The sequence below is a fragment of the Bacillus sp. RC240 genome, from assembly GCF_044907945.1.
Classification (GTDB): Bacteria; Bacillota; Bacilli; order Bacillales; family Bacillaceae_G; genus Bacillus_A; species Bacillus_A mycoides.
Window position 1 is genome coordinate 559,906 of the sequence record NZ_JBIYCT010000001.1, and the last position, 21,706, is coordinate 581,611.

20 protein-coding genes and 4 pseudogenes are annotated in these 21,706 nt (G+C 33.0%); 16 read left to right on the forward strand and 8 right to left on the reverse strand.

Translation table 11 applies throughout. The features are described 5' to 3' along the window. Positions 1–12: 12 nt before the first annotated feature. From ABH955_RS02830 to ABH955_RS02860, 7 genes and pseudogenes are all read left to right on the forward strand, one after another. On the forward strand, positions 13–756 hold the full coding sequence (locus ABH955_RS02830; RefSeq protein WP_404490837.1) for a metallophosphoesterase family protein: 744 nt from the start codon (positions 13–15) through the stop codon (positions 754–756). A 144-nt stretch (positions 757–900) separates the two neighbouring features. After that, positions 901–1,568: pseudogene (locus ABH955_RS02835) on the forward strand (P-loop NTPase fold protein). A 43-nt stretch (positions 1,569–1,611) separates the two neighbouring features. After that, complete coding sequence (locus ABH955_RS02840) at positions 1,612–2,154, forward strand: GrpB family protein (RefSeq protein ID WP_002127972.1); 543 nt, start codon at positions 1,612–1,614, stop codon at positions 2,152–2,154. A 275-nt stretch (positions 2,155–2,429) separates the two neighbouring features. Further along, positions 2,430–3,254: a DUF2785 domain-containing protein gene (locus ABH955_RS02845; RefSeq protein WP_061688489.1), complete on the forward strand. Its 825-nt coding sequence runs from the start codon at positions 2,430–2,432 to the stop codon at positions 3,252–3,254. Between the two features lie 107 nt (positions 3,255–3,361). Continuing rightward, the gene (locus tag ABH955_RS02850; RefSeq protein WP_003190124.1) at positions 3,362–4,348 is read left to right on the forward strand and encodes an alpha/beta fold hydrolase; all 987 of its coding nucleotides are present in this window, start codon (positions 3,362–3,364) and stop codon (positions 4,346–4,348) included. Between the two features lie 34 nt (positions 4,349–4,382). Beyond that, positions 4,383–5,054 carry a response regulator transcription factor gene (locus ABH955_RS02855; RefSeq protein ID WP_003190126.1) on the forward strand — a complete coding sequence of 224 codons (672 nt, stop codon included), beginning with the start codon at positions 4,383–4,385 and terminating at the stop codon, positions 5,052–5,054. After that, a complete protein-coding gene (locus ABH955_RS02860) occupies positions 5,051–6,052 on the forward strand; it encodes a sensor histidine kinase (RefSeq protein ID WP_404490838.1) in 1,002 nt (333 codons plus the stop codon). Before ABH955_RS02855 ends, ABH955_RS02860 begins: the two co-directional genes overlap by 4 nt. A 288-nt stretch (positions 6,053–6,340) precedes the next feature. On the opposite strand, the pseudogene ABH955_RS02865 reads toward ABH955_RS02860, so the two are convergent. Further along, positions 6,341–6,603: pseudogene (locus ABH955_RS02865) on the reverse strand (hypothetical protein); the annotation flags it as partial. Positions 6,604–6,721: 118 nt separating this feature from the next. Between ABH955_RS02865 and ABH955_RS02870 the strand changes: the two are divergent. From ABH955_RS02870 to ABH955_RS02880, 3 genes and pseudogenes are all read left to right on the forward strand, one after another. After that, entirely contained in the window at positions 6,722–9,127 is a 2,406-nt protein-coding gene (locus tag ABH955_RS02870; RefSeq protein WP_061688488.1) for a PAS domain S-box protein, read from the forward strand. Positions 9,128–9,696: 569 nt separating this feature from the next. Next, positions 9,697–9,842, forward strand: a pseudogene (locus ABH955_RS02875) (sensor histidine kinase); the annotation flags it as partial. A 76-nt stretch (positions 9,843–9,918) separates the two neighbouring features. Then, positions 9,919–10,416, forward strand: coding sequence for a DM13 domain-containing protein (locus ABH955_RS02880; RefSeq protein WP_002120388.1), 498 nt, complete (start codon positions 9,919–9,921; stop codon positions 10,414–10,416). 41 nt (positions 10,417–10,457) lie between these two features. On the opposite strand, the gene ABH955_RS02885 is transcribed toward ABH955_RS02880, so the two are convergent. The 3 genes from ABH955_RS02885 to ABH955_RS02895 all read right to left on the reverse strand — a co-directional run bounded on the left by ABH955_RS02885 (position 10,458) and on the right by ABH955_RS02895 (position 12,359). Further along, complete coding sequence (locus ABH955_RS02885) at positions 10,458–10,583, reverse strand: helix-turn-helix domain-containing protein (protein ID WP_172796638.1); 126 nt, start codon at positions 10,581–10,583, stop codon at positions 10,458–10,460. Positions 10,584–11,425: 842 nt separating this feature from the next. Next, entirely contained in the window at positions 11,426–11,695 is a 270-nt protein-coding gene (locus ABH955_RS02890; protein ID WP_061688487.1) for a hypothetical protein, read from the reverse strand. Between the two features lie 526 nt (positions 11,696–12,221). Beyond that, positions 12,222–12,359: a hypothetical protein gene (locus ABH955_RS02895; RefSeq protein WP_000283272.1), complete on the reverse strand. Its 138-nt coding sequence runs from the start codon at positions 12,357–12,359 to the stop codon at positions 12,222–12,224. Between the two features lie 319 nt (positions 12,360–12,678). On the opposite strand from ABH955_RS02895, the gene ABH955_RS02900 reads away from it, so the two are divergent. Next, positions 12,679–13,386 carry an alpha/beta hydrolase family protein gene (locus ABH955_RS02900; protein ID WP_061688486.1) on the forward strand — a complete coding sequence of 236 codons (708 nt, stop codon included), beginning with the start codon at positions 12,679–12,681 and terminating at the stop codon, positions 13,384–13,386. A 63-nt stretch (positions 13,387–13,449) separates the two neighbouring features. On the opposite strand, the pseudogene ABH955_RS02905 reads toward ABH955_RS02900, so the two are convergent. Further along, positions 13,450–13,717: pseudogene (locus ABH955_RS02905) on the reverse strand (IS4 family transposase); the annotation flags it as partial. Between the two features lie 69 nt (positions 13,718–13,786). Here ABH955_RS02905 and ABH955_RS02910 point away from each other — a divergent pair. The 3 genes from ABH955_RS02910 to ABH955_RS02920 are packed head-to-tail and all read left to right on the forward strand — an operon-like array spanning position 13,787 to position 17,527. Then, positions 13,787–15,322, forward strand: a complete 1,536-nt coding sequence (locus ABH955_RS02910) for a spore germination protein (RefSeq protein ID WP_002120381.1) — start codon at positions 13,787–13,789, stop codon at positions 15,320–15,322. A gap of 4 nt (positions 15,323–15,326) precedes the next feature. Further along, complete coding sequence (locus ABH955_RS02915) at positions 15,327–16,427, forward strand: GerAB/ArcD/ProY family transporter (protein ID WP_061688485.1); 1,101 nt, start codon at positions 15,327–15,329, stop codon at positions 16,425–16,427. After that, entirely contained in the window at positions 16,424–17,527 is a 1,104-nt protein-coding gene (locus tag ABH955_RS02920; RefSeq protein ID WP_002168107.1) for a Ger(x)C family spore germination protein, read from the forward strand. Before ABH955_RS02915 ends, ABH955_RS02920 begins: the two co-directional genes overlap by 4 nt. Before the next feature lie 340 nt (positions 17,528–17,867). Here ABH955_RS02920 and ABH955_RS02925 read toward each other — a convergent pair whose 3' ends face one another. Beyond that, the gene (locus tag ABH955_RS02925) at positions 17,868–18,065 is read right to left on the reverse strand and encodes a hypothetical protein (protein WP_033712249.1); all 198 of its coding nucleotides are present in this window, start codon (positions 18,063–18,065) and stop codon (positions 17,868–17,870) included. A 231-nt stretch (positions 18,066–18,296) separates the two neighbouring features. Here ABH955_RS02925 and ABH955_RS02930 point away from each other — a divergent pair, with 231 nt between their 5' ends. Continuing rightward, positions 18,297–18,617, forward strand: a complete 321-nt coding sequence (locus tag ABH955_RS02930; protein WP_201031315.1) for a DUF3892 domain-containing protein — start codon at positions 18,297–18,299, stop codon at positions 18,615–18,617. Between the two features lie 86 nt (positions 18,618–18,703). Here ABH955_RS02930 and ABH955_RS02935 read toward each other — a convergent pair whose 3' ends face one another. Together ABH955_RS02935 and pdxR are read right to left on the reverse strand one after the other, a co-directional pair. Beyond that, the gene (locus tag ABH955_RS02935) at positions 18,704–19,144 is read right to left on the reverse strand and encodes a YaiI/YqxD family protein (RefSeq protein WP_002084774.1); all 441 of its coding nucleotides are present in this window, start codon (positions 19,142–19,144) and stop codon (positions 18,704–18,706) included. Positions 19,145–19,224: 80 nt separating this feature from the next. Further along, positions 19,225–20,667, reverse strand: a complete 1,443-nt coding sequence (gene pdxR, locus ABH955_RS02940; RefSeq protein ID WP_404490839.1) for a MocR-like pyridoxine biosynthesis transcription factor PdxR — start codon at positions 20,665–20,667, stop codon at positions 19,225–19,227. Between the two features lie 124 nt (positions 20,668–20,791). On the opposite strand from pdxR, the gene ABH955_RS02945 reads away from it, so the two are divergent. Then, complete coding sequence (locus ABH955_RS02945) at positions 20,792–21,703, forward strand: DMT family transporter (RefSeq protein WP_404453280.1); 912 nt, start codon at positions 20,792–20,794, stop codon at positions 21,701–21,703. The last annotated feature ends 3 nt before the right edge of the window (positions 21,704–21,706 follow it).

Sequence of the window (21,706 nt, forward strand, 5' to 3'; positions counted from 1 at the left end):
GGAGGGATTCATTTGGATAAAATTGCGGTAATTTCAGATATACATGGTAATATTCCGGCATTAGAATCAGTACTGAAAGATATTAAATTAAGAGGAATTGAACGTATTATTTGTCTTGGAGATTTAGTAGGAAAAGGTCCGCATTCTAGCGAAGTAATTGAAATCGTTCGTAAAGAATGTGAAGGAACCGTAATGGGAAACTGGGATGATTTCATTACAAAACCGACTGAATTTGAAGCGTTAAAATGGCATCAAAAACAATTGTCAGAAGAACAAAATGAGTATTTAAGAAGCTTACCATTTTCAATCGAGTTTTATATGAGTGGGAAACTGATTCGTATGTTCCACGCTTCACCGAGAAGTTTGTATGAAAGAATTCAACCACATGCAACAAGAGAAGAGCGTATTAGTATGTTCGAAAATAGTGAGCTCACAGAGAATATAGAAGGGGAAAGAAAACCAGATGTCGTTTGTTACGGTGACGTTCATCAGGCGTATGTGCAAAATTTTAGAGGGAAAACGTTATGTAATGCTGGTAGTGTAGGTAATCCACTTGAAATTACACAAGCTTCCTATTTAATTTTTGAAGGAACATACAATGAAAAAGAAGCAGCAAGCTTTTCCATTCAACTCGCACGTGTACCATATGATATTGAACTAGCCATCAGACTAGCAGAAGAACTCGATATGCCAGAAATTGAAGAATACAAACAAGAGTTACGGACGGCTTTATATCGAGGGTTTAAGGGGAAATAAGGAAAATATAAATCAATAAAAATATATCTATCATAACTTAAAATATATCAACGATTTTTTTAAATATATCGATTTACCAACAAATAGCAATGAATTTAATTTACTGCAATTATATTATGTAAACAATATACAGGAGGGAATGTCATGCTCCGAAAACAATACATGAAAGAAATTGCTGATCATATTTTAAATTTAAATTTAACTCATCCAACAAGAGTTGGAGTGAGTGGTATTACAGCTTCAGGAAAGACAACATTTGCAAACGAACTGGCAGAGGAAATGAAAAATCGGGGAGTACAAGTAATACGCGCCAGCATTGACGATTTTCATAACCCTAGAGTGATTCGCTATACACAAGGCAAAGAATCAGCAAGAGGGTATTATGAAGATGCACACGATTATACAGCTTTCAAAGAAAGGCTATTAAAACCTTTAGGACCTAACGGGAATTTACAGTATGAAACGATTTCTCATAACTTAATAACGGACATCCCTGTACATAATACGCCGCTAGTGGCCTCGCCAAATATGGTGCTAATAGTAGATGGAACATTTTTATTGAAAAAAAAATTGAGTATCTATTTGACTATAAAATTTTCATAGATACAGATTTTGAGATTGCGAGAAAACGTGGTGCAGAGCGCGAGACTGAGGCTTTTGGAAGTTATGAAGAAGCAGAGAAAATGTTTATAAACAGATATCATGCGGCTTGTAAGATGTATATAGATGAGCATAATGCGAAAGAATGTGCAAATGTTATATTTCAGAATAGTAATTTTGATGATCCGGTAGTTGTATTTAAAGGAATTTAAAATCTTTTATATAACAAAAAGTTCGTGAAAGGGGATGCGTCGGGTGGATAAAAAAGATAATCCGAACGATTGGCCTGTATGGGCGAATGAGTCAGTAGAGATAGTTAATGCAAATCCTGATTGGCAAGATAAAGGCCGATATGAAGAACAGCAACTTTATGAACTGCTTACTCCTCTCGGTATTAGCAAAGTAATACATATAGGAAGTACATCCATACCTGGTTTACCTGCAAAACCTATCATTGATCTAATGGCTGAAACAGACTCATTTGATAGAGTGCTCGATATTTCAGCAAAATTGGCTATATATGATTGGCATTATGTAGGCCCGGAATTAGATGAAAGACCTTGGAGAAGGTTCTTTGTGAAAGTGAAGAATAATAGGCGTGTAGCTCATCTGCATTTGATGGTTAAAGGAACTGAACGATGGGAGCAACAACTTTTATTTCGTAACCGCTTACGAGAAAATCCACAATTAGTTTATGATTATTCAAATCTAAAGCAAGAGTTAGCTAAAAAGTTTAACCAAGATAGAGAAGCGTATACAAAAGCTAAAACAGAATTTATTAAACAAGTTCTAAAATGATTCAACTTTTGATTGTAACTACGTTTGAATACAAATGAAAAAACATACTTTATTTTATAATTTAAACTTATATAAAATGCATGTAAACAAAGTGAGAAGCTTTGGTGTTCCAATGTATTTCCTTTTATTTCTCGGGAGAAATTTATATAATTGAATCAAGTTCATAGAAAGATAGGGACTAAAACTATATTAAAAGTCGACTTAATTTATGAGGGGAATTACAGGGGATAAGGCGAAAATAAGTTAAAAAACGTAAAAAGGGGACAGGGAATATAATGACAGAAGTGCTAGAACTAAAAGAAGAATTACAACAAATTCAAAATAATAATTATGCTGTGCCAGAAGACGTAGACGCATATCCATATGCACAGTGGATGTTAGATTATATCGGATCACCTGATGCTGAATTACGTGATGATTTGATTTATAGTACGCTTCACAAATGGATTACAAATGATGTATTTAGACAAAAAGAATTACGAGGATTAATGTTACAAGCAATTAGTCCTGATTATTTATTTTATAAAATTGGTGAAAAGGGCACAGATTCTGTTTTTAAACGTGCGTTCTCTGTTTTAATTCCACCACTTATTTTATCTGTTCATGAAAGAGAACCATTGTTATCTGAAGAACAACTGTACAGTGTAGCAGAACAAGTTCTGGAATATGTCTATTTAGAAGAAGATGTAAGGGGGTACGTAGAAGGAAAAGGCTGGGCGCATTCTACTGCACATGCGGCAGATGCACTAGATGCTTTAGCACGTACAATACAAAATCGTGAGTTTTCATATGCAATACTAGCTGCTGTTCGTCAGAAGATTCGATTGAATGACTACGTATACATACACTTTGAGGATGAGAGATTAGTAACGCCAATTATGTCGTTGCGTAACCAAAATATTTTAACTGAAGAAGAGTGGAGCAATTGGCTACATAGTATAGCAATTGTTGAAGATATCCCACATCCTCAACATGATATTTTAGTACAAAATATTAGAGCTTTCTTAAGAAGTTTATATTTCAGAGCTTTAGAGAAAGAGGGCGCTACTGCCTTTACAGATGATATATTGGAGACTTTGGAGAAATTGCGTAGGTATTAAAAATGACCAATACTTTAGAAACAAAGAGAAAATAATAATTTTCAAAAATTTATTAGAAATTTATTTTTACATTGTACCCTTTCAGTATAAGTTGAAAGGGGTGTCAAATGAAAAAATTATTGAAGATAGGAAAGATTATATTTTTTGTGTGTATTAGCATTATTTTTCTTGGAATAGGCGCTGTATTTATATATCATAACTATCAATTAAGAATGGAATCGAAATTAATTAATAATGAAGGTGAACTTGTTAATTTCAATAATAAAAATGTGAATGTTTATAATGAGGGGAGCGGGAAGGATACGTTTGTATTTATGGCCGGATCTGGAATTGCCGCTCCTGTTTATGAATTGAAAGGCCTATATAGTAAATTTTCGAAAGAAAACAAGATTTCTGTAATTGAGAGAGCTGGTTATGGATACAGTGATGTTTTTCATGATGATAGAGATATTGATAAGATATTAGAACAAACGAGAAAAGCGCTTATTAGAAGTGGAAATAAACCTCCCTATATTTTAGTGCCACACTCTCTATCGGGTATAGAGGCTATTTATTGGGCACAAAAATACCCAAGTGAAGTAAAAGGGATTATTGCGTTAGATATTGGTTTACCTAATCAGTACGTAACTCATAAAATAGACGAGGTTGATTCATTAAGAATAAAAGGAATGAATATTTTAACGAAAATTGGTTTTCAGCGATTAGTTCCTTCTATTACTTATAATCCCGAAGTAATTCAGCAATCCTTTTTAACCGAACAGGAAAAAAATATTTATAAAGCGCTCTCATATAAACAAGCTTTTAATGATGATATGAAGCAAGAACTTTTACAAAGTTACAATAACAGTAACAAATCTAATTCCTTATCATTCCCAAAAGAAACACCAATTTTATTTATAGATGCGATTGCTAGGGAAAATAAAAACTCGAAATATACAAAGCAAAAAAACAGAGATTATGAGGAGTTTGCTAGCAAGTTATTGATAGCTGATGTGAAAAAAATTGAAAGTACACATAGTATTTATTTACACGCTCCTGATGAAATATACAAACTTGCTACGGATTTTATTAATAATAAAGTAGTGAAGAACTAAGCTATTGTTATTTTAGTGATGGAAGGTCTACATAATGAAAGAATATAACATATTAATTGTTGAAGATGATTTGATGATAGGAGATTTATTACAAAAAATTTTGCAGCGTGAGAAGTATAAAGTGTATTGGGAAAAAGAAGGAAAGAATGTTCTTGATGTAATTCATGAAATAGATTTAGTCATAATGGATGTTATGTTACCAGGTGAAGATGGTTATCAAATTACAAAGAAAATAAAAAATCTAGGATTAAATATTCCAATCATATTTCTATCAGCTCGGAATGATATGGATAGTAAACTAAAAGGTCTTATCATTGGAGAAGAATACATGATAAAACCTTTTGATCCTCGAGAATTATTGTTAAGAATTCAGAAAATGTTAGATAATCAATATGGTACTTTCACGCAAATTAAACATTTATTTATAGATGCAGAATATAAAAGGGTTTTCATTAATGGTTTGCGTGATGAAGTTGTGTTTACAGCGATTGAGCGTAAAATATTTTTCTATTTGTATGAAAATAGGGATAGAATTCTAACAAAAGAACACTTCTTTGATTACTTATGGCAACTCGAAGATAGAAATCAAAATATCATGAACGTACATATAAAGAAAATTAGGACCAAAATCGATGATAAAACAGGTAACATTATTCAGAACATATATGGAGAAGGGTATAGATTAAATACCTTTATGAAGAAATGAAATTAAAGAAGAAATATCAGTTACTACTATTCTCCGCTATTGTTAGCGTACCACTGTTATTGTTGTCGATTAGTATCTTTGTATCAGTTATTTATAATGTTGTCTTTAAAACTAAAAACAAAAACATTCCTTTTCACGAATCCTTTGCATATCCTACTATGTTAATCATATTTTTATTATCACTATTAGTATTAGCTTTTTTATTTTCAAAATCGATTAACTCATTATTAAATAAAATTAATGTATTAAATCAAACGATTCGAGATTTAGCAAGTGATAAAAAAATCCCTAATATAATAGATGTCAAAATCGATGATGAGATGGGGGAACTGATTAAATCAGTAAACTTGCTTATAGAAAGAACGACTTATCGAGAATTAGAACTACAACAACAGGAACAAATAAAAAAAGAATTATTAAATAAATTACGGCATGATATTAATACACCCTTAACTGCGGTTAGATTACAATTATATTATTTAGAAGGTGAGTACGAGGAACAAGCACCAGTACTTGAATCACTGTATGAGCAGATACAATATATAAGTAATTTAACTAACGAATTTAATATTCAATCTACAGAGACCTTAGAGAATACTTATATTGTGAACGATGAAGTGAATATACATAATTTAATAGAAAATATGATGAAAAAATGGAGCTATTTGTATAGCATTCATAAAATTGAATTAGTATATAATCCACAAGATAAAGAGTTGATATGGGATAGTAATGAGTTATGGATTCAAAGGCTATTCGATAATATTTTTCAAAATGTGCTTAAACATTCACAAGCTAAAAAACTCAAAATCATTATAGATGAAGATATTGTTTCCTTTAGAGATAATGGAATTGGCTTTGATATAAATGTCAAAGGAACGGGAATAGGATTAAAAAATATTGAAGGTATATCAAAGATGTTCAATATAAAATACACTTTACAATCAAATAGTGAGGGGACGATGCTTTCTTTTAAAAACACTCAAAAAAATATATAAATTTCATTTTGAATTTCTAGTTTAAGTTTTATTAATAACGCCTATCATGTCGTTACGGAACCCAAACCTTTTTACTGAAGCAGAGGGGGATACTGCCTTTACAGATGGTATATTGGAAACTTTGAAGAAATCGCGTAGGTTTTAAAGAAGGGGGAATATTTGGTCCATCACTCGATCCCATCATAAATGAGCATTTCAGCAAAGAATAAGAATTAAAAAAACGATCTTTTCTGTAGGTTCCTACAAAAAGGATCGTTTTTGTATTTAAATTGAAATTTCAGACTAAATAAGATTGCTGTTAAAATAGAATGTTGATTTCTGCCGAGTGCTTTGGAATTTATGCAGTACTTCTGTCTTTTCGAGAAGATTTCTTTCTTCAAGTTTTGTTGCAATAAAACGATATATTACTTTTATTAGACTAGAAAAGAGCACTTCCATTATGAAAGTAAATATTTTTGGTTGCTTTTTGCAGATACGATTATATGAGTCTAAAAAAGCATAGTTTTTGTAAATTCAATATTTGCTTTAGAGAATTTTTGGATCTCAGAATGTCCAAGATTTAAAGATTATTTACATCTATTTTAATTTTTTTGCACCAGAACTGTTTATACTATTTGTAGGATTTTCTGCTTTTTTGTCGAATATACTTAATCCAAGGAGGGACATTACATGATTATTAAAGATTATTTCATCAATCTTTCTATTTTTTCTCTATTAGTTAGCGCAGCAATATTTATTCAAGTGTTTACGATTCATTCCAGGCGATATTTTGAAAAATTCTATGGAGGGATTATCGCAGTTACTTTGATGTTCTTTTCTTTTCCGTACATGGGATTTTCCTACGATCTTAGAGTTGTTCCTCTTATTTTATCTTTTATTTACTTTGGTCGCATTGCTGGTTGGATTACATTAATTAGCATTATTATAATGCGTATCCTTTACATTGGTGGGTATTGGGAGCCACCTGTGATTGCATATTTAAGTATGAGTATCCTATTTGCTACTTTTAAAACATATTTTAAAAACCTTCATCCTTTTAAAAGTGCATCTTTATATTTTTCTGTTTTTGTGGGAATAAAGTGGTTAGTTGGTTTATGTTTTAATACTACATTGCTTTACACTGGAGGCTTATTATATATAGCTTTAGGACTTCTAATCGGGCTCTTTCTTATGGAAGCTTACCAGAGATTGTATTATTTAACACAAGATTTATCTAAAATAAATCGAGAATTAATTAAATCGAAGCAAGAACTCACAGATACCGTACATGAACTTCAAGGCGGGATTTTTAAATTTAAAAAAGTGGGTAAGCACTTTATACACACTTTATGTGATGGGCAGTTTTATTATCAAAAAGGATTTTATTCTGAACAGGTGGTAGGAAAAAGCTTACGCACTATTGATGCTTCTATTGTTCCTCCACATTTAGTTCCACAATTGATGAAGCATTATCTTCAGGCATGGGAAGGAAAAGAAATTATATTCGAATTACCCTGGCCAAATGATAAAACTATTATTCTTATTGCGCTTAGGCCGATTAAACGAAATGGACAAGTTATTGAAGTTGTTGGTTCTACAGTCGATATAACCAAAAGGAAAAAGGTAGAATCAGAATTAAGAGCTACCAAAGAATTACTGGAATCGTTTATAAAGCATAATGTAGATGCTATTACCATATCTGATCGAGAAGGGCATATTTTACAAGCCAATAAAGCTTATGAAAAGATATTTGGGTGGTCATCACAAGAAATCATAGGTAAGAGATTACCTTGTGTACCAGATTTCTTAATGGATGAATCACTTGAAAATATCCAGAAAATTCTAACAGAGGAATCCATAGTTACTAGATTAGAAACGATTAGACAACGTAACGATGGAAGTCTTCTTGATGTCAGTCTGACAGTTTCTCCTATACTAGATGTAAGAGGAAATGTGATAGCTTTATCAGCAATATGTAGAGATATTTCTGAAAGAAAACAAGCAGAAAGAGAAAGGCATCGATTACACCAACAATTAAGAGATAGTGAAATGAAGTACCGTGCACTAATCGAACAAGCAACTGACGCAGTATATGTAGTAGAGCTGAATGAAGATCATGTTCCAAGTCGATTTATTGAGGTAAACCCTGTTGGGTGTAAAAGATTTGGGTATAGTAGAGAAGAACTGCTCTCGTTGCCATTTCCAAGTGTTGTACCACAAGATTCTCGATTGATCGTAAGGTTACTAGAAAAAATTAGAGAGGGACAAACTTCCTTCACTTTGCAAGATGAATATGTTTTTCCAACAAGAAAAATAATAACAACTGAGTTTAGTGTCCGTGTTTTTAACTTAAATGGTAAAATAGTTTTCCTAAGCATTTCTCGTGATATTACTGAACGGTTAAAAACAGAAGAATTACTACGAAAATCTGAAAAACTTGCTGTCGTAGGACAATTAGCGACTGCAATGGCTCATGAAATTAATAATCCATTAACCGCAATGAAAGGGTTTATGCAATTACTAAAATCAACGGGAAATGAGAATGATCAGGGTTATATAAATATAGTATCATCAGAGATTGAGCGTATAGAAAGTATTACAAATGAATTTATGGCGGTAGCTAAACCACAGGTGGTAAAGATACAACCTAATGATATTGGTGTGCTAATGGATCAAGTTTTGACGCTACTGCAACCTCAAGCAATGATGAATAATATACAAATTAGAATCGATTTTACACCTGATATTCCATTGATTCCATGCGAAGGAAATCAATTAAAACAAGTATTTGTTAATATTTTAAAAAATGCAATTGAATCCATGCCAACGGGAGGCGAAATTCTGATTCAAATTGATAAACTTGATAATGATCAAATAATCATTCGTTTTATGGATCAAGGGTGTGGAATTTCAAAAGAACGTATACCATATCTAGGAGAACCTTTCTACAGTATTAAGGAAGAGGGCATTGGTTTAGGATTAATGATCTGCTATAAAATTATCGAAACACATCACGGAAAGGTATTTATTGAGAGTGAAATAAATAAAGGAACAACGGTTGAAGTTACTCTCCCTATTTGTACCATTCAAAATTAATATATTTCCTTACAAAAATTCTCTAAAGAAATTTATAAAAATATAATGCTATTTTCGTCTAATGAAATAGAAAAAGCGTATAAGGTACTTTAAAATTCAAAGTGTTTATATGAACAAAATAAATAAACAATAGAATGGAATTATGAATGGACATTGTCTTAGGAAGTGCTACGTTACTAACACGAGGTGCTTATGTATATGCAATTATGGATTACGGTATAATAGATGAATATAGTAAAGAAGCCTAGCTAAAGACTAAAGAAACAGCTAATCAAGCAACTATTAATCACTTTAAAACAGAAAAAAATATGGATGTTGTCATTACTAAGATTGGTTTCTCAGGAGAATATGCGACACCTGAGATTTAATTAGAGAGACATGTCTCTGGCAATGAAAAACAAAAGATTTCTGCTACTGTTAATTCTTCAGAAGATTATTGAGTTAAAGCCACAGTTAAAAACTAAATTTACTAACTGCTCTTTTTAAGTTTCCTGAATAGGCCTCACTATACTTTTAATGGTTCTGATGCAAAAAAATTCTAAGACTCTTGCAAGCAAAGTCCTGAATTTGGATTAGCTATTGCAAAATCATTGATTGAAATGCACAAGAGATAAAATGGTGAGAGGGGGCGCGCAGACGGCAAGCAGGGTAGTGAATTTTGGTTTACGCTTCCCATCGCATCAGAAAAAATAAGACCGCTGAAAGACTTTTGTAATATTTATGTTATAAAAATGAAAGACCTTCTTGCTAACATACTACTACACAGTATGTTACAGGAGGCTTTTTACTTTATGAAAAGAAAATATGTATGGTTTATAGGCGGTTTGATAATTGTAATGGGGGTTTTATGGTCATTGTTCCGACCAGAGAAATTATTTATTGATAAGCAAGTGAATGAAGCATTGCCACAAACAGAAGTACAATCAAATGAAACAAAGCAACAAAGTGATCGAGTAATAAGTGAAGGAAGGTTTCAAAATGGTGTTCATGAAACAATTGGAACGGCAACAATTCATCAATTAGCGGATGGAAAACGTGTTTTACGACTTTCTGATTTTAAAACATCTAATGGGCCGGATGTGCGAGTTGTATTAGTTCCTACGAATCGTTTGAAAAATAATGAAGACGTGAAAAACTATCAGTATATTGAATTAGGAAAATTAAAGGGAAATGAAGGAGACCAAAACTACGAAATTCCTGAAGGGATAGATGTAAGTGCATATGGTTCGGTTTCTGTTTGGTGTAAGAGGTTTAATGAAAACTTTGGTGCTGTTTATTTTAAGAAGTAAATATGGACTTAAAAGTGGGTTTGTGTAACACATGTATAATTTTATAGAGAAAGAAGACGATTAAATACCAAATAACAGTAACCAATAGATTTAGGAATTAATAGTACTTGTTTTTTATTTGGATAGATACGAAATATATATGCCTGCTTCACTAATATGGTGTGCACCTCATTTTTAAATAGGATGCCTACAATATCTTTCTATTCATGATAATGGTTGCGGGTTTGATATTCAAAGGCTGGATCGACCAGGATTCCCTTTTGGTGAAAATGATTCCAGAGGGTTTATGATGGGATCATTTTTAGCAAACGTACAATCAGATGTGGGAGGAGTGGCAATCGTTTGCATCGGGTGTGGCTTGGATCAATCATTGCATTGGCTACAATTCGAATATGGGGAGAAATAATTCCACGTGCAATCCTGCTCATTTTGCATGGATAATGTGTATCACCCTAGTGTTTGTAATTCCTGATGTCCGGGTATTACAGAATTTCGCTTATTCATTCATGCTACATTTTCAACTCATTGATTGGCCTGTTATAAATCAACTTCTATGTACGGTAGGAGGATTATTATGGGGAGCGACAGCACATTGGTTTATCAGCAACGGAGTCGGGGAGCATGTGTGAATTGTGGGCGTCAAAATGAATAGTAATATTAAGTATATAAAAAAGAGAAGAACTCACCAATGTTCTTCTCTCTTTTTATATGTAATTAGGGTTTCCATAACTGTAGATATGGATGGTGTAAATTAATGGATGAATAATTTACTCTTAAAATTATAACAGAACAAATAAAGATTTTGATATGTAATATTGCATCTTATAACCAACTTTTATACTGTTATAATGATAGAGATAAATTCTACAGCATTTTTCGAAGTACTAAATAGCAAATGAACATGAAATTTCTCGTAAATAAAAAAGGAAGAGAATTATAAAAATTCCCTTCCTTTTTTATATGTTCATAGATTTAGTGATATAGAAGAGATGTCCGGATTAAATTTCAACTACATAATTCTTCCGAATATCCAAATAAAAGGAATCAAAAATACTAACACATTTAATAGTATCCCGATTTTCGCTCCGATATTTTTATCTACTACATAGGAAAAAATAGCTAAGATAAATCCAATTGGACAAAGAAATACAGGTAAAAGTATAGAGGCTCCAACAAATTCAGTTAAAATAATTTTGTATGCAACATTAACAATAGATAAAATCAATAAAACCGGTATTAAAATCGGTATAATTGTGCCTATTCTATTTTTCTTTATCATAATATCCTCTTTTTTATTCAAATAAAATACATTGACCTATAAATAGAAAAGAAAAAACACTGTTATTAAGCTAGTGTTTTTTCTTTTCTTCCTACTTGATAAGAAGTTTATAAATAATAAATTATTGCTGATAAGATAAATACAAATAATACATAGTTAAATATTTTCGCTGTGCCATTCATTATTTTCACTATATTACTTAATAATCCAATTGTACAAAGACTGAATATCACCATTGTGGATCCTATAAAGTCAATTGAATAACATTGATATATAGATGTTATATTTTAAATAATTTATATAAAATTACAATAATTTAATGTGAATTATTTTCGTATCAAAGGGTACACCTTTTGAAGTGGCGTGATTTCTATGAAAAACAATGTGTCAAAAAGTTGGAGATAACATTTTGAAGTAGGGGTACCTCCACATGCCCATCAACCTAGCAGAAGAGCTTGTCCCAAAAATGATAAAAACGAACTTTGTTTCTACAAAAGACATAAAACAATAAACACGTACTTCATATTTACTTTTGTTGTGGACGATAAAAAGCATCTACCAATTGATTATACTCGCTTCTTGAAATTTCTTTATTATATAGTTTAATTAATAACTCTTTATGCGCCTTCGAAAACGCTATTTTATCAATAAATTTTGGATACATACGATCATTTTCTCCCTGTCTGATAAATTATTCTGTTGAATTCCTTCTATTTCCCTGAATATTTTAAAAAATAAACCAACAATGTTTTATGAAATATTACATATCGAAATGATTGGACATTTTATAAGCGCTTACTATTACGAAAATGACAACAACCCTTCATTTCTCCTATGAAGAGGGTGAAGCAAAAACATTAAACTATTATATTTAAAGTTTAATCTACATGAATCGACATGGAAAGACTTTTTTAGACGAAATTATACATAATTTTATGTAATTGTACATATCCAAATAAAGTAAAAATGTATTTAAAGTATCATTGGTCTTAATATCTCATGGCACTGGTGGTTCACCATTAGTTTATCGAACGATTGCTCGTCACTTGGCTCGTAACGGATTTGTTGTGGAAATGCTTGAGCATCCATTCAATAATCGAAACGACAATACAGTGGAAGGTACAGTCGATAATCTAACTATTAGGCCAAAACATATTTCTATGGCGATTGATTGGTTCTTTAATAGTGAAGATTTTACAAAGGTTTTAAAACCTGATTCTGTTTCAGTCATCGGACATTCTATGGGAGGATACACAGCATTAGCAGCATCAGGAGGAATATCAACCTCTTTCCCTTATGAGTCTTTTGATGAGAAATCTCATCTTATCAATGTTACACCTGATTACAGAATAAAATCTTTAGTTCTTTTAGCGCCAGCTTCAGTTTGGTTTAAAACAAAAGGGGCTTTGGAAGGCATAAACATCCCTATTTTGATACTTGTTGGGGAGAAAGATCGATTTACACCTTATTTTCATGCGGAAATTATATTGAACGGGATAACTGACAGTACTAAAATTCAACATAAAATAGTTGAGAACGCAGGACATTTTTCGTTTCTTAGCCCGTTTCCAAAAGAAATGACGAATGCGTCTTTTCTTCCGTCGCAAGATCCACCTGGTTTTAATCGAGAATATTTCCATCATGAACTAAATGAAGAGATTACAGAATTCTTATTAAAGAATATACAATAATAAGAGACGTTTGATAAAGATTAGGACTATGTATCTGAAAAAACAATTGATTTATTCACAAAGCATTCTCGTTAAACAAATGGAACCATAAATTTTCTCATTATACTTTCCTGATCCTACATGAACATGTAGAAACTGACCACTTGGTAAAGCATACTCTAGTTGAAATTTTACACTAGCATTTTGGCTACTCCGATCCAATCCTGATATGTAGAAGCAAATTCATAAAATCTTAAAATATTTTATAATACAGTGTAAAGATATGGTGAAAATAGATTGTTTACAAAGTTGGAATTTTGCTTGAAGAACAAAATTGCTGCTGAAGTAAATAGTGGTATAAATCCTTTTAAACTATACACAATAAAAATACTGAAAAGTCTTTTCGAGGGGAGTCAATGTTGTGTTTTCTATATTTAAATTTTTAAAACAAGGACGTTATTCTATAAATGATTCGGAGAACAGAAATTCAAATGTTCAGAAAGAAACTATGGGAAATCATAATATCAGCTGTGACTTATTCCAAAACACAAATGATCTTCAAAAGCTTTTTCAACAAGCTCCTGATTTGGTAATTCGTCAATTTCAACTAGTAAATAAATCAGAAGCCGCTTTGATATACTTATCTGGATTAACAGATAAACAATCTATTCATAATAATATACTGCCCCCTTTGATGCATAACCCATTTGATGTTAGTAATGGTCTACCTGTCACAATAGGAGAAATTCAAACAATCAATACTTGGAATCAAGTCGAAAATGCTATTTTTCAAGGGGATAGTATTTTATTAATTCACGGTCAAAACACAGGGTATCAACTAAATACAAAAGGATGGCCACAAAGAGATATAACAGAACCTAGAAATGAAATATCTCTAAAAGGGACGCATCAAGGGTTTGTAGAAACATCTAGTCAGAATATAGCTTTAATACGAAGATATATTCCTAATAGAGAGTTAGTATTAAAAGAGGTTTTAATTGGAAGTAGAGGGAAGACCAAAGTATCTATTTTATATTTAAGAGATGTAGCTTCTCAAGATGTACTTAAGGAATTGGAAACTAGATTTCAAAATATTAAGGTGGACTCGATTATTAATACTGGCGAAATAATTGAATTTATTGAAGATAATCCATATTCACCCTTTCCGCAGTTTATCTTGACCGAAAGACCAGATTCAACTGTATCACACATCCTTCAGGGGAGATTCGCCATTGTTGTGGATCGAAGTCCCAATGTTTTGATTGCCCCCATAAATTTCATTTCCTTCTTTCAATGGGTAGATGACTACAACACACGTTGGTTAGTATCTTCCTCTGTTCGATTACTACGTTTTATAAGTTTTTTTATAGCCTTATTGTTACCTGCAACATATGTAGCGTTTATTTCATTTAATTATGAAGTTATTCCTGTACAGCTCTATTTATCAATTGCAGAATCGAGAGAACGCGTTCCGTTTCTTCCGGTGATAGAAGCTTTACTTATGGAGATTACCTTAGAAATGATGAGAGAGGCTGCCCTTCGTTTACCCACTCCCATTAGCCAGACCGTAGGGATTGTTGGAGGTATTGTGATTGGACAAGCTGCTGTTCAAGCAGGGATTGTGAGTAATATCATGATTATTATTGTTGCTATTACAACTATAGCTTCTTCTATTGTTCCTAATTTTGAAATGGGTTTGGCAATAAGATTACTGCGTTTTCCTATGATGTTATTAGCTGCTTTATTTGGAATTGTAGGAATTATTATCGGCTGGATGACTATAATTGCACATCTTATAAGTTTAGAGTCTTTAGGTACTCCTTATGGTAGTCCTTTGTCACCTTTTCGAATATCAGGTATGAAGGACACGTTCGTTCGCTTTCCTTTGTGGTCAATGAAGAGAAAATCTAAAAATATTACGAAGAATCACAAAGAAACCAATCCTGATAAAGGGTGAAAATATGAAAAAATATGCATATAATGACATCACTGTCATGCAATACATCTTTATTATTAATGCCTCACAAGTAGGAACTGGAATTCTGTCCCTTCCAAGGGTACTTGCAGAAAAAGCTGGAACAGATAGCTGGATAGCACTATTTATTGGTTGGTTTTGCGCTATGACTGCCAGTATTTTGCTAATTCAAACAGCCAAACACTATCCAAATGATACCTTATATGAAATTCTTATTCGATTGTTTGGGAAAATCATTGGTACCATGGTAATTATTCTTTATATGATATATTTTGCTTTTTACGCATGGACAGTTCTAATTAATGGCATGCTTTATATTAAGGGCTGGCTCCTTCCAAAAACACCCGACTATATTATTTTGTTTCTATTCTCTATTCCAACCTTTTTGGTTGCACGCAATGGTGTTCGGATAATAGGTCGATACTGCGAATTATGCTTTTATATGACAATGTGGATTCCATTTTTTTTATTCATACCATTAAAAGATAGCAATTGGTTACACTTTCTTCCAGTATTAAAGGAGGGTTGGAAACCTGTCTTTTCGGCTGTTCCGTCTACTATCTTTTCCTTTATAGGATTTGAAATTGCATTTTTTCTTTATCCTTTTTTGCAAAAAAAGCAATATGCAACGCAAGGAATTATTATAGCAAATACCTTAACATTTATATTTTATCTATTTACTATCCTTATCTGCTTTTCGTACTTCAGTCCAGATGCAATTTTAGAGTTTAATCAACCTGTACTAAACTTGCTTAAAGTTATTGAATTTCGTTTTTTAGAACGGTTTGATATGATTTTATTGGCTATTTATCTAATTGTCGTCTCTACTGCATGGATTCCTTGTGTATACGGTGCTGTATTTTGTTCTAGTCAACTAATTGGAAAACAAGATCATACTCTTCATGTAGCTATTTTATTATTGGCAGTAATTATAGTAACGTTTTGGATCCATCCCTCATGGAATGAATCTGAACTATTTCAAAAGCTTACATCGAAAGCTGGACTTGTATTAGCTTTCTTATTCCCTGTATTTTTATGGATATATAACTTAATCCACAAAAAATACTTTCGGAGGGAAGCACATTGAAGCAGAAAATATTATGCAGTGTTTTAATTCCGCTAATATTGCTCACTGGGTGTTTAGACCAAATGAATGTAGAAGATGTTACACTCACGCTTATACTGGGTTTAGATTTGGACGAAAATGATAATTTGAAAGTATACTTATCCAGTCCTGTTTTCAATAAAGAAGCCAAGATTAAAGAGGAACAATATGGTGTGAAATCTGTTACAGTGCGAAACTCTCGTGAAAAATTCGACACCATGGCTATGGCTTTGACATCGGGAAGCAAGACACAACTTATTTTGATTGGTAAGCGACTTTTAAAACAAAAGAAGTGGGCGGATTATTTAGATCCTTTTTATCGAGATCCCAAAAATACGGTTACTACAAGAATTGTTGCTGTGGATGGACCTGTTTCAGACATAATTTATTATGCTCCCAAAAATAAACCACGTCTTCCTATATATTTGGCAAAATTAATTGAGACTGCACATAGAAGAAATATTACTGTAAAAACTACTCTTCAAGATTTTCATAACCAAACAAAAGAAAAAGGAATGACGGCGAGTGTTAGCGCACTTAAAAAGAATAACAATATAAAGTTGATAGGTTCAGCATTACTTGATGAACAGAATAGATATAAGCTAACTATTACACCAAAAGAAAATTTATTATTAAGTATCTTACAGAATCACATACAGGGAGAATTTCCATTTACTATTGCCGTACCGCTACAATCTGAAAGCAAAGAAAAACATTGGTTAAGCTTTAATACTCAAAGTACCAAAGTAAAAACAAACGTACAATACAAAAATCATTTTATGTTTAATATAAATGTACATATGAGAATTTCAATTTCAGAACGACTGTTTCCTTTTAATGTTAGGAATGATGGAGAAAGATTAGAAAGAAGCATTGAAAAACAGTTAAAAAGTGATTTAGAACGTTTAATAAAGAAAATACAAAAAGCAGAAATTGATCCTATAGGATTGGGGTTGTATGCACGAGCTTATACATATAAAGATTGGAAAAGAGTCCAAAAGAAATGGGGAAAAGCATTATCGAAGGCTGATGTTAAAGTTAATGTACATGTTAAAATTGGTGGAATGGGTACAATCAAGTAACAAGAACTCAGAGTAATAATTTTTTTTAGAAACTTCCTGGGTAGCATCACATCTCCATCAGCTTAAAGGTTCATAGCGCCCTTAGAACGTAATTTTTTGTTAGTCTGTAACAAAAAATTACATTTTTTTCTTTTTTGGGGTGTTTACTTTTCTTAAGTTGATGCGCATGGGTCACCATACCATTTCGGGGAAATTGTACGTTTAGACACAATTTGGACGCAAATTAACCGATTCCCTGTACGTTAAGGAATCGGTATTTATAATACAGGTTAAAATAAACAGCACTGTAGACTAATTGCTATGGTGTTTTAGCAGATGAAATAACCCATACTTTATATAGCTAAGGTTCATTATTTACGTCTATTTCTGTATGAACTTTAAAATGAGGGACCTCAGCCAATAGAACATAGGCAATCTTATAATCAGGTGTTACATAACCATCATAAACACGTCCATATATTTCATTCCCGATTGAGTCCGTCCATACTTCAGCTTCTCTCAATGTCTCAAATATAATGTTTTCACTATTCCATTTGATATTCATCTGAACAGCTCTATTTCTTAAATGTTTTCGATATAATATTATCAGTTTTGAGTATCTTATATTGAGAGGTACTCTATAAAGTTCTAAAATAAATTTGTAATAGATTGAAAAATTATGAATGGGGTTATCTCTTTGTGGGAGTGTATTTTTGTGAACTTGATGGAAGAAGTACATAAAACTAATACCTTCCAAACATACTAATAAAATATTTTGGAGGTGAGTTTTATGGATAAAAAAGACTTTCAAAAAGTTTATAATGAATACTTACATCAAGGAGAAGAGCAAGCTCAATTGGAAGTAGTCCAGGACCAGGAAGTCGATTCAGGAGCAGAACAAATAGTTGCCGTTCGTAAAAATGATGAAGGTGATTTAATTGCTTTTAAAACGAGTAGCGGAAGAGAGTTAGATTATATTACTGCTCTTGATGAAGCAAAATCAGGGAAGTTAGCTCATGTGGACGTATTTCATAAGTATGGTAGGGATATTATACGTAGTGAACCGGATGGTATAAAGGAAAATAACTTAGATAATTTACCGTCTTTTTAAACGGGTAAGCCTCAAGAAGAGAATGTTCATTTGGATATTCTCTTCTTTTCTTTGTTAAGCTTTCCCTACAAATAGAAGGTTCATTTCTAAAGTGTAATCACACTTTTAAAGAGTTCTCTAAATTTCTCTTTATCTTCTGCTGTAAATGGTTTTGGCCCTTTTGTACGCTTGCCGCTTTTTCGAACCATTGCACTTAAATACCGTGTTTGTAATAGTTGTTCAATGTTTTCATTCGTATACTTATAGCCTTTATGGTGTAGAACGATACAGCCTTTTGCTAAAGCTAGCGAAGCAAGACCGTAATCTTGCGTTACGATTAAATCTTCTTTTTTTGCTAACTGCATAATCCGGTAATCCGCAGCATCCGCTCCGGAATCAACATAAATTGTTTCTACTCCTGTTGGCTGCTTAGCATTAGAATAATGAGAAAAGCTAGTAACGAGGGTAACAGGAATTTCAGCATTCGTAGCTTCATAAATAATCACATCTTTTACAGGACAAGCATCTGCATCAACGTAAATTTTCATTTTATCACTCCTAAAACTAGGTTCGAGTTGATGATAATGGTAGATTTTTCTTTTGTCAAACGAGAAAGCTTTATTTAAAGTTATTTTCCACAAACCAAAATAGCCTCACGCAAACGAGAAATACCTTCCTCAATTTGATCAATATTCACTTTTCCATAAGATAAACGAATATAACCATCTTTCGCGCCGAAAATACTACCTGGCATAAAAGCAATTTCTTGTTTTAAACTTTGCATAATAAGTTGTTTTTCGTTTATAGGTTCGTTTAATTTTCCCCATATGTATATACCACCGGTCGGGCTTGAGAAAGAGATTTTATCGTGAAGTTGCTCGTTTAGGGCACGAACGATAATGCCTCTTTTTTCTGCAAGTTGTTTTCGTAACGGTACGATATGCGACTGAAATGGTACAGTTTCGAAAAATTGTTGTATAAGCCACTGCGGGAATATACTCATTCCTAATTCCATTTGGTGACGCGCATCTGATAATCGCTCTACGACAGACTGCGGAGCGACAAGCCAGCCAACTCGTAACCCTGGCGCAATCATTTTTGATAAGGAATGAACATAAATGACTGTTCCGTTTTCATCAATCGATTTTAAAGTAGGGCAAGGTTGTTTATTTTCTAACGTAAGTAAACTGGACGGGTCATCTTCAACGATCGCGATTCGTAAGTCTGCGCAAAGTGATAGCAGTTTCTTTCTACGGTTTGGATGCAGCATCGTTCCCGTAGGGTTTTGGAAATTTGGATTTAAAAAGATCATTTTAATACGATGCTTTCTATATAACTCTTGCACATCGTCTGGATTAATACCGTGTTCATCGACAGGTAACGGGAAAATACGAATACCTGCTGATTGGAATAGCGGTAATGAATAACAGTGTGATGGACTTTCGAAAGCGACCGCATCACCTGGGTTTAATAAACATTGTACGATAAGGTGAAGTGCTTGTTGGGCGCCGGATGTAATCATAATCGATTGTTCGGTCGCTTCAACTTTTAAATATTCCTTCATATATTTTACTACCGCTTGTCTTAGCGGGAGATAGCCTTGCGGATGATCGTAACTTAATGACTGTGTTAACGGTTGTTCTCGTAAAATCGTTTGTAGTTGATCGTGAGGATAGAGGTTACAACCGAGCTCTCCGTTTGCGAAATCTATAATGTTCTCATTTTGTTGTACTTCTGATCGAATATGGCGAAGTAACGGTAAGTTTGGTAAGAAAGTACCACCTTCTACGAAACCTCTCCAGTTCGGCGTTAATGTTGGAGAAACGCCCCACATATGTGTACTCACACGTGTACCTTTACCAGTCGTACTTTCTACAATTCCCATAGCACGTAGTTCATTATAAGCAGTTGTTACCGTACTTCGGTTTACATTTAACTGCGTAGCTAATTTCCGTTCTGAAGGGAGGAAGCTACCTGGGGGAAGTTCTCCGTATGTAATACGTTTTTCAATAAAGTCAACAACTTGCTGATAAATTGGGATTTTACTGTCGTTATCTAGCTTCCATTCCATACAAACGCCTCCGCAAATCTTATATACATTAAGTATAACAAATTGGCTGGGTAAAAAAACAGCCAATTGGACGGTGTTATATCCAGCCAATTTTACTATGCTAAATAGGGAAGGGGAGATTCGGATGAAACGATGGCAAATGGAGTGGCTCCTAGTATCAGTTGCATTAGTATGGGGAGCAAATTATACAATTGGAAAGTATGGCGTGGCATTTATGTCATCCATTCAATTTAATAGTTTACGATTTTTAGTAGCATCTCCGGTATTATTACTTATTACATTTATTATGGAACGCTCATTACGTATTGAAAGAAAAGATTGGTTACGATTATTAGCAGTTGGTATCGTTGGAACGACAATGTACCAAACGATGTTTATGCTATCTGTGAAATATACTTCAGCAACGAACGCCTCATTATTAATTGCGATGTCACCTATATTTACAGGGATATTAGCAGTATTGCACAAACAAGAACGTTTTTCGATGAAAGTACAAATTGGTTCAATAGTAGCGTTTATTGGTGCAGCATTCGTTTTATTAACAGGGCATTCAGGAGGAGCAACTTATGAATATGCGTGGCTCGGAAATGTAATTGGATTAGTCGCAGCAATTGCGTGGGGATGGTATCCAATTTTAGCGCAACCTCTTATTACAAAATACTCCGCAATGAGAGTCACATCATGGTCTACTTTAATTGGAATTGTACCTCTCGTTATATACTGTTTATTCAACGTAAATACATTAACGTGGCCAGTAGATATGCCAAGCTGGGGATCACTAGCATATTCAATCATCTTTGCGACCATCTTCGGACTAGCAATGTGGTATGTCGGTATTAGTCAAATAGGCTCAACGAAAGTAATGGTTTATATGTATCTCGTACCATTGTTCGCAGTTATCTTTGCAGCTGTAACAATTGGAGAGCAAATCAATATGATGCAACTCGTTGGCGGACTTATTATCTTTATCGGCTTATATGTTGTAAAAAAAGGCGGAATCAAAAAGCCAGCTCTCAATTTGAAAAAAGTAAGCTAACAG

Coding starts and splice junctions, on each gene's coding strand:
- ABH955_RS02945 (WP_404453280.1), top strand. CDS start 20,792: ATGAAACGATGGCAAATGGAGTGGCTCCTAGTATCAGTTGCATTAGTA.
- ABH955_RS02930 (WP_201031315.1), top strand. CDS start 18,297: ATGGATAAAAAAGACTTTCAAAAAGTTTATAATGAATACTTACATCAA.
- pdxR (WP_404490839.1), bottom strand. CDS start 20,667: ATGGAATGGAAGCTAGATAACGACAGTAAAATCCCAATTTATCAGCAA.
- ABH955_RS02915 (WP_061688485.1), top strand. CDS start 15,327: ATGAAAAAATATGCATATAATGACATCACTGTCATGCAATACATCTTT.
- ABH955_RS02845 (WP_061688489.1), top strand. CDS start 2,430: ATGACAGAAGTGCTAGAACTAAAAGAAGAATTACAACAAATTCAAAAT.
- ABH955_RS02890 (WP_061688487.1), bottom strand. CDS start 11,695: ATGATAAAGAAAAATAGAATAGGCACAATTATACCGATTTTAATACCG.
- ABH955_RS02855 (WP_003190126.1), top strand. CDS start 4,383: ATGAAAGAATATAACATATTAATTGTTGAAGATGATTTGATGATAGGA.
- ABH955_RS02895 (WP_000283272.1), bottom strand. CDS start 12,359: ATGTATCCAAAATTTATTGATAAAATAGCGTTTTCGAAGGCGCATAAA.
- ABH955_RS02870 (WP_061688488.1), top strand. CDS start 6,722: ATGATTATTAAAGATTATTTCATCAATCTTTCTATTTTTTCTCTATTA.
- ABH955_RS02860 (WP_404490838.1), top strand. CDS start 5,051: ATGAAATTAAAGAAGAAATATCAGTTACTACTATTCTCCGCTATTGTT.
- ABH955_RS02880 (WP_002120388.1), top strand. CDS start 9,919: ATGAAAAGAAAATATGTATGGTTTATAGGCGGTTTGATAATTGTAATG.
- ABH955_RS02935 (WP_002084774.1), bottom strand. CDS start 19,144: ATGAAAATTTACGTTGATGCAGATGCTTGTCCTGTAAAAGATGTGATT.
- ABH955_RS02850 (WP_003190124.1), top strand. CDS start 3,362: ATGAAAAAATTATTGAAGATAGGAAAGATTATATTTTTTGTGTGTATT.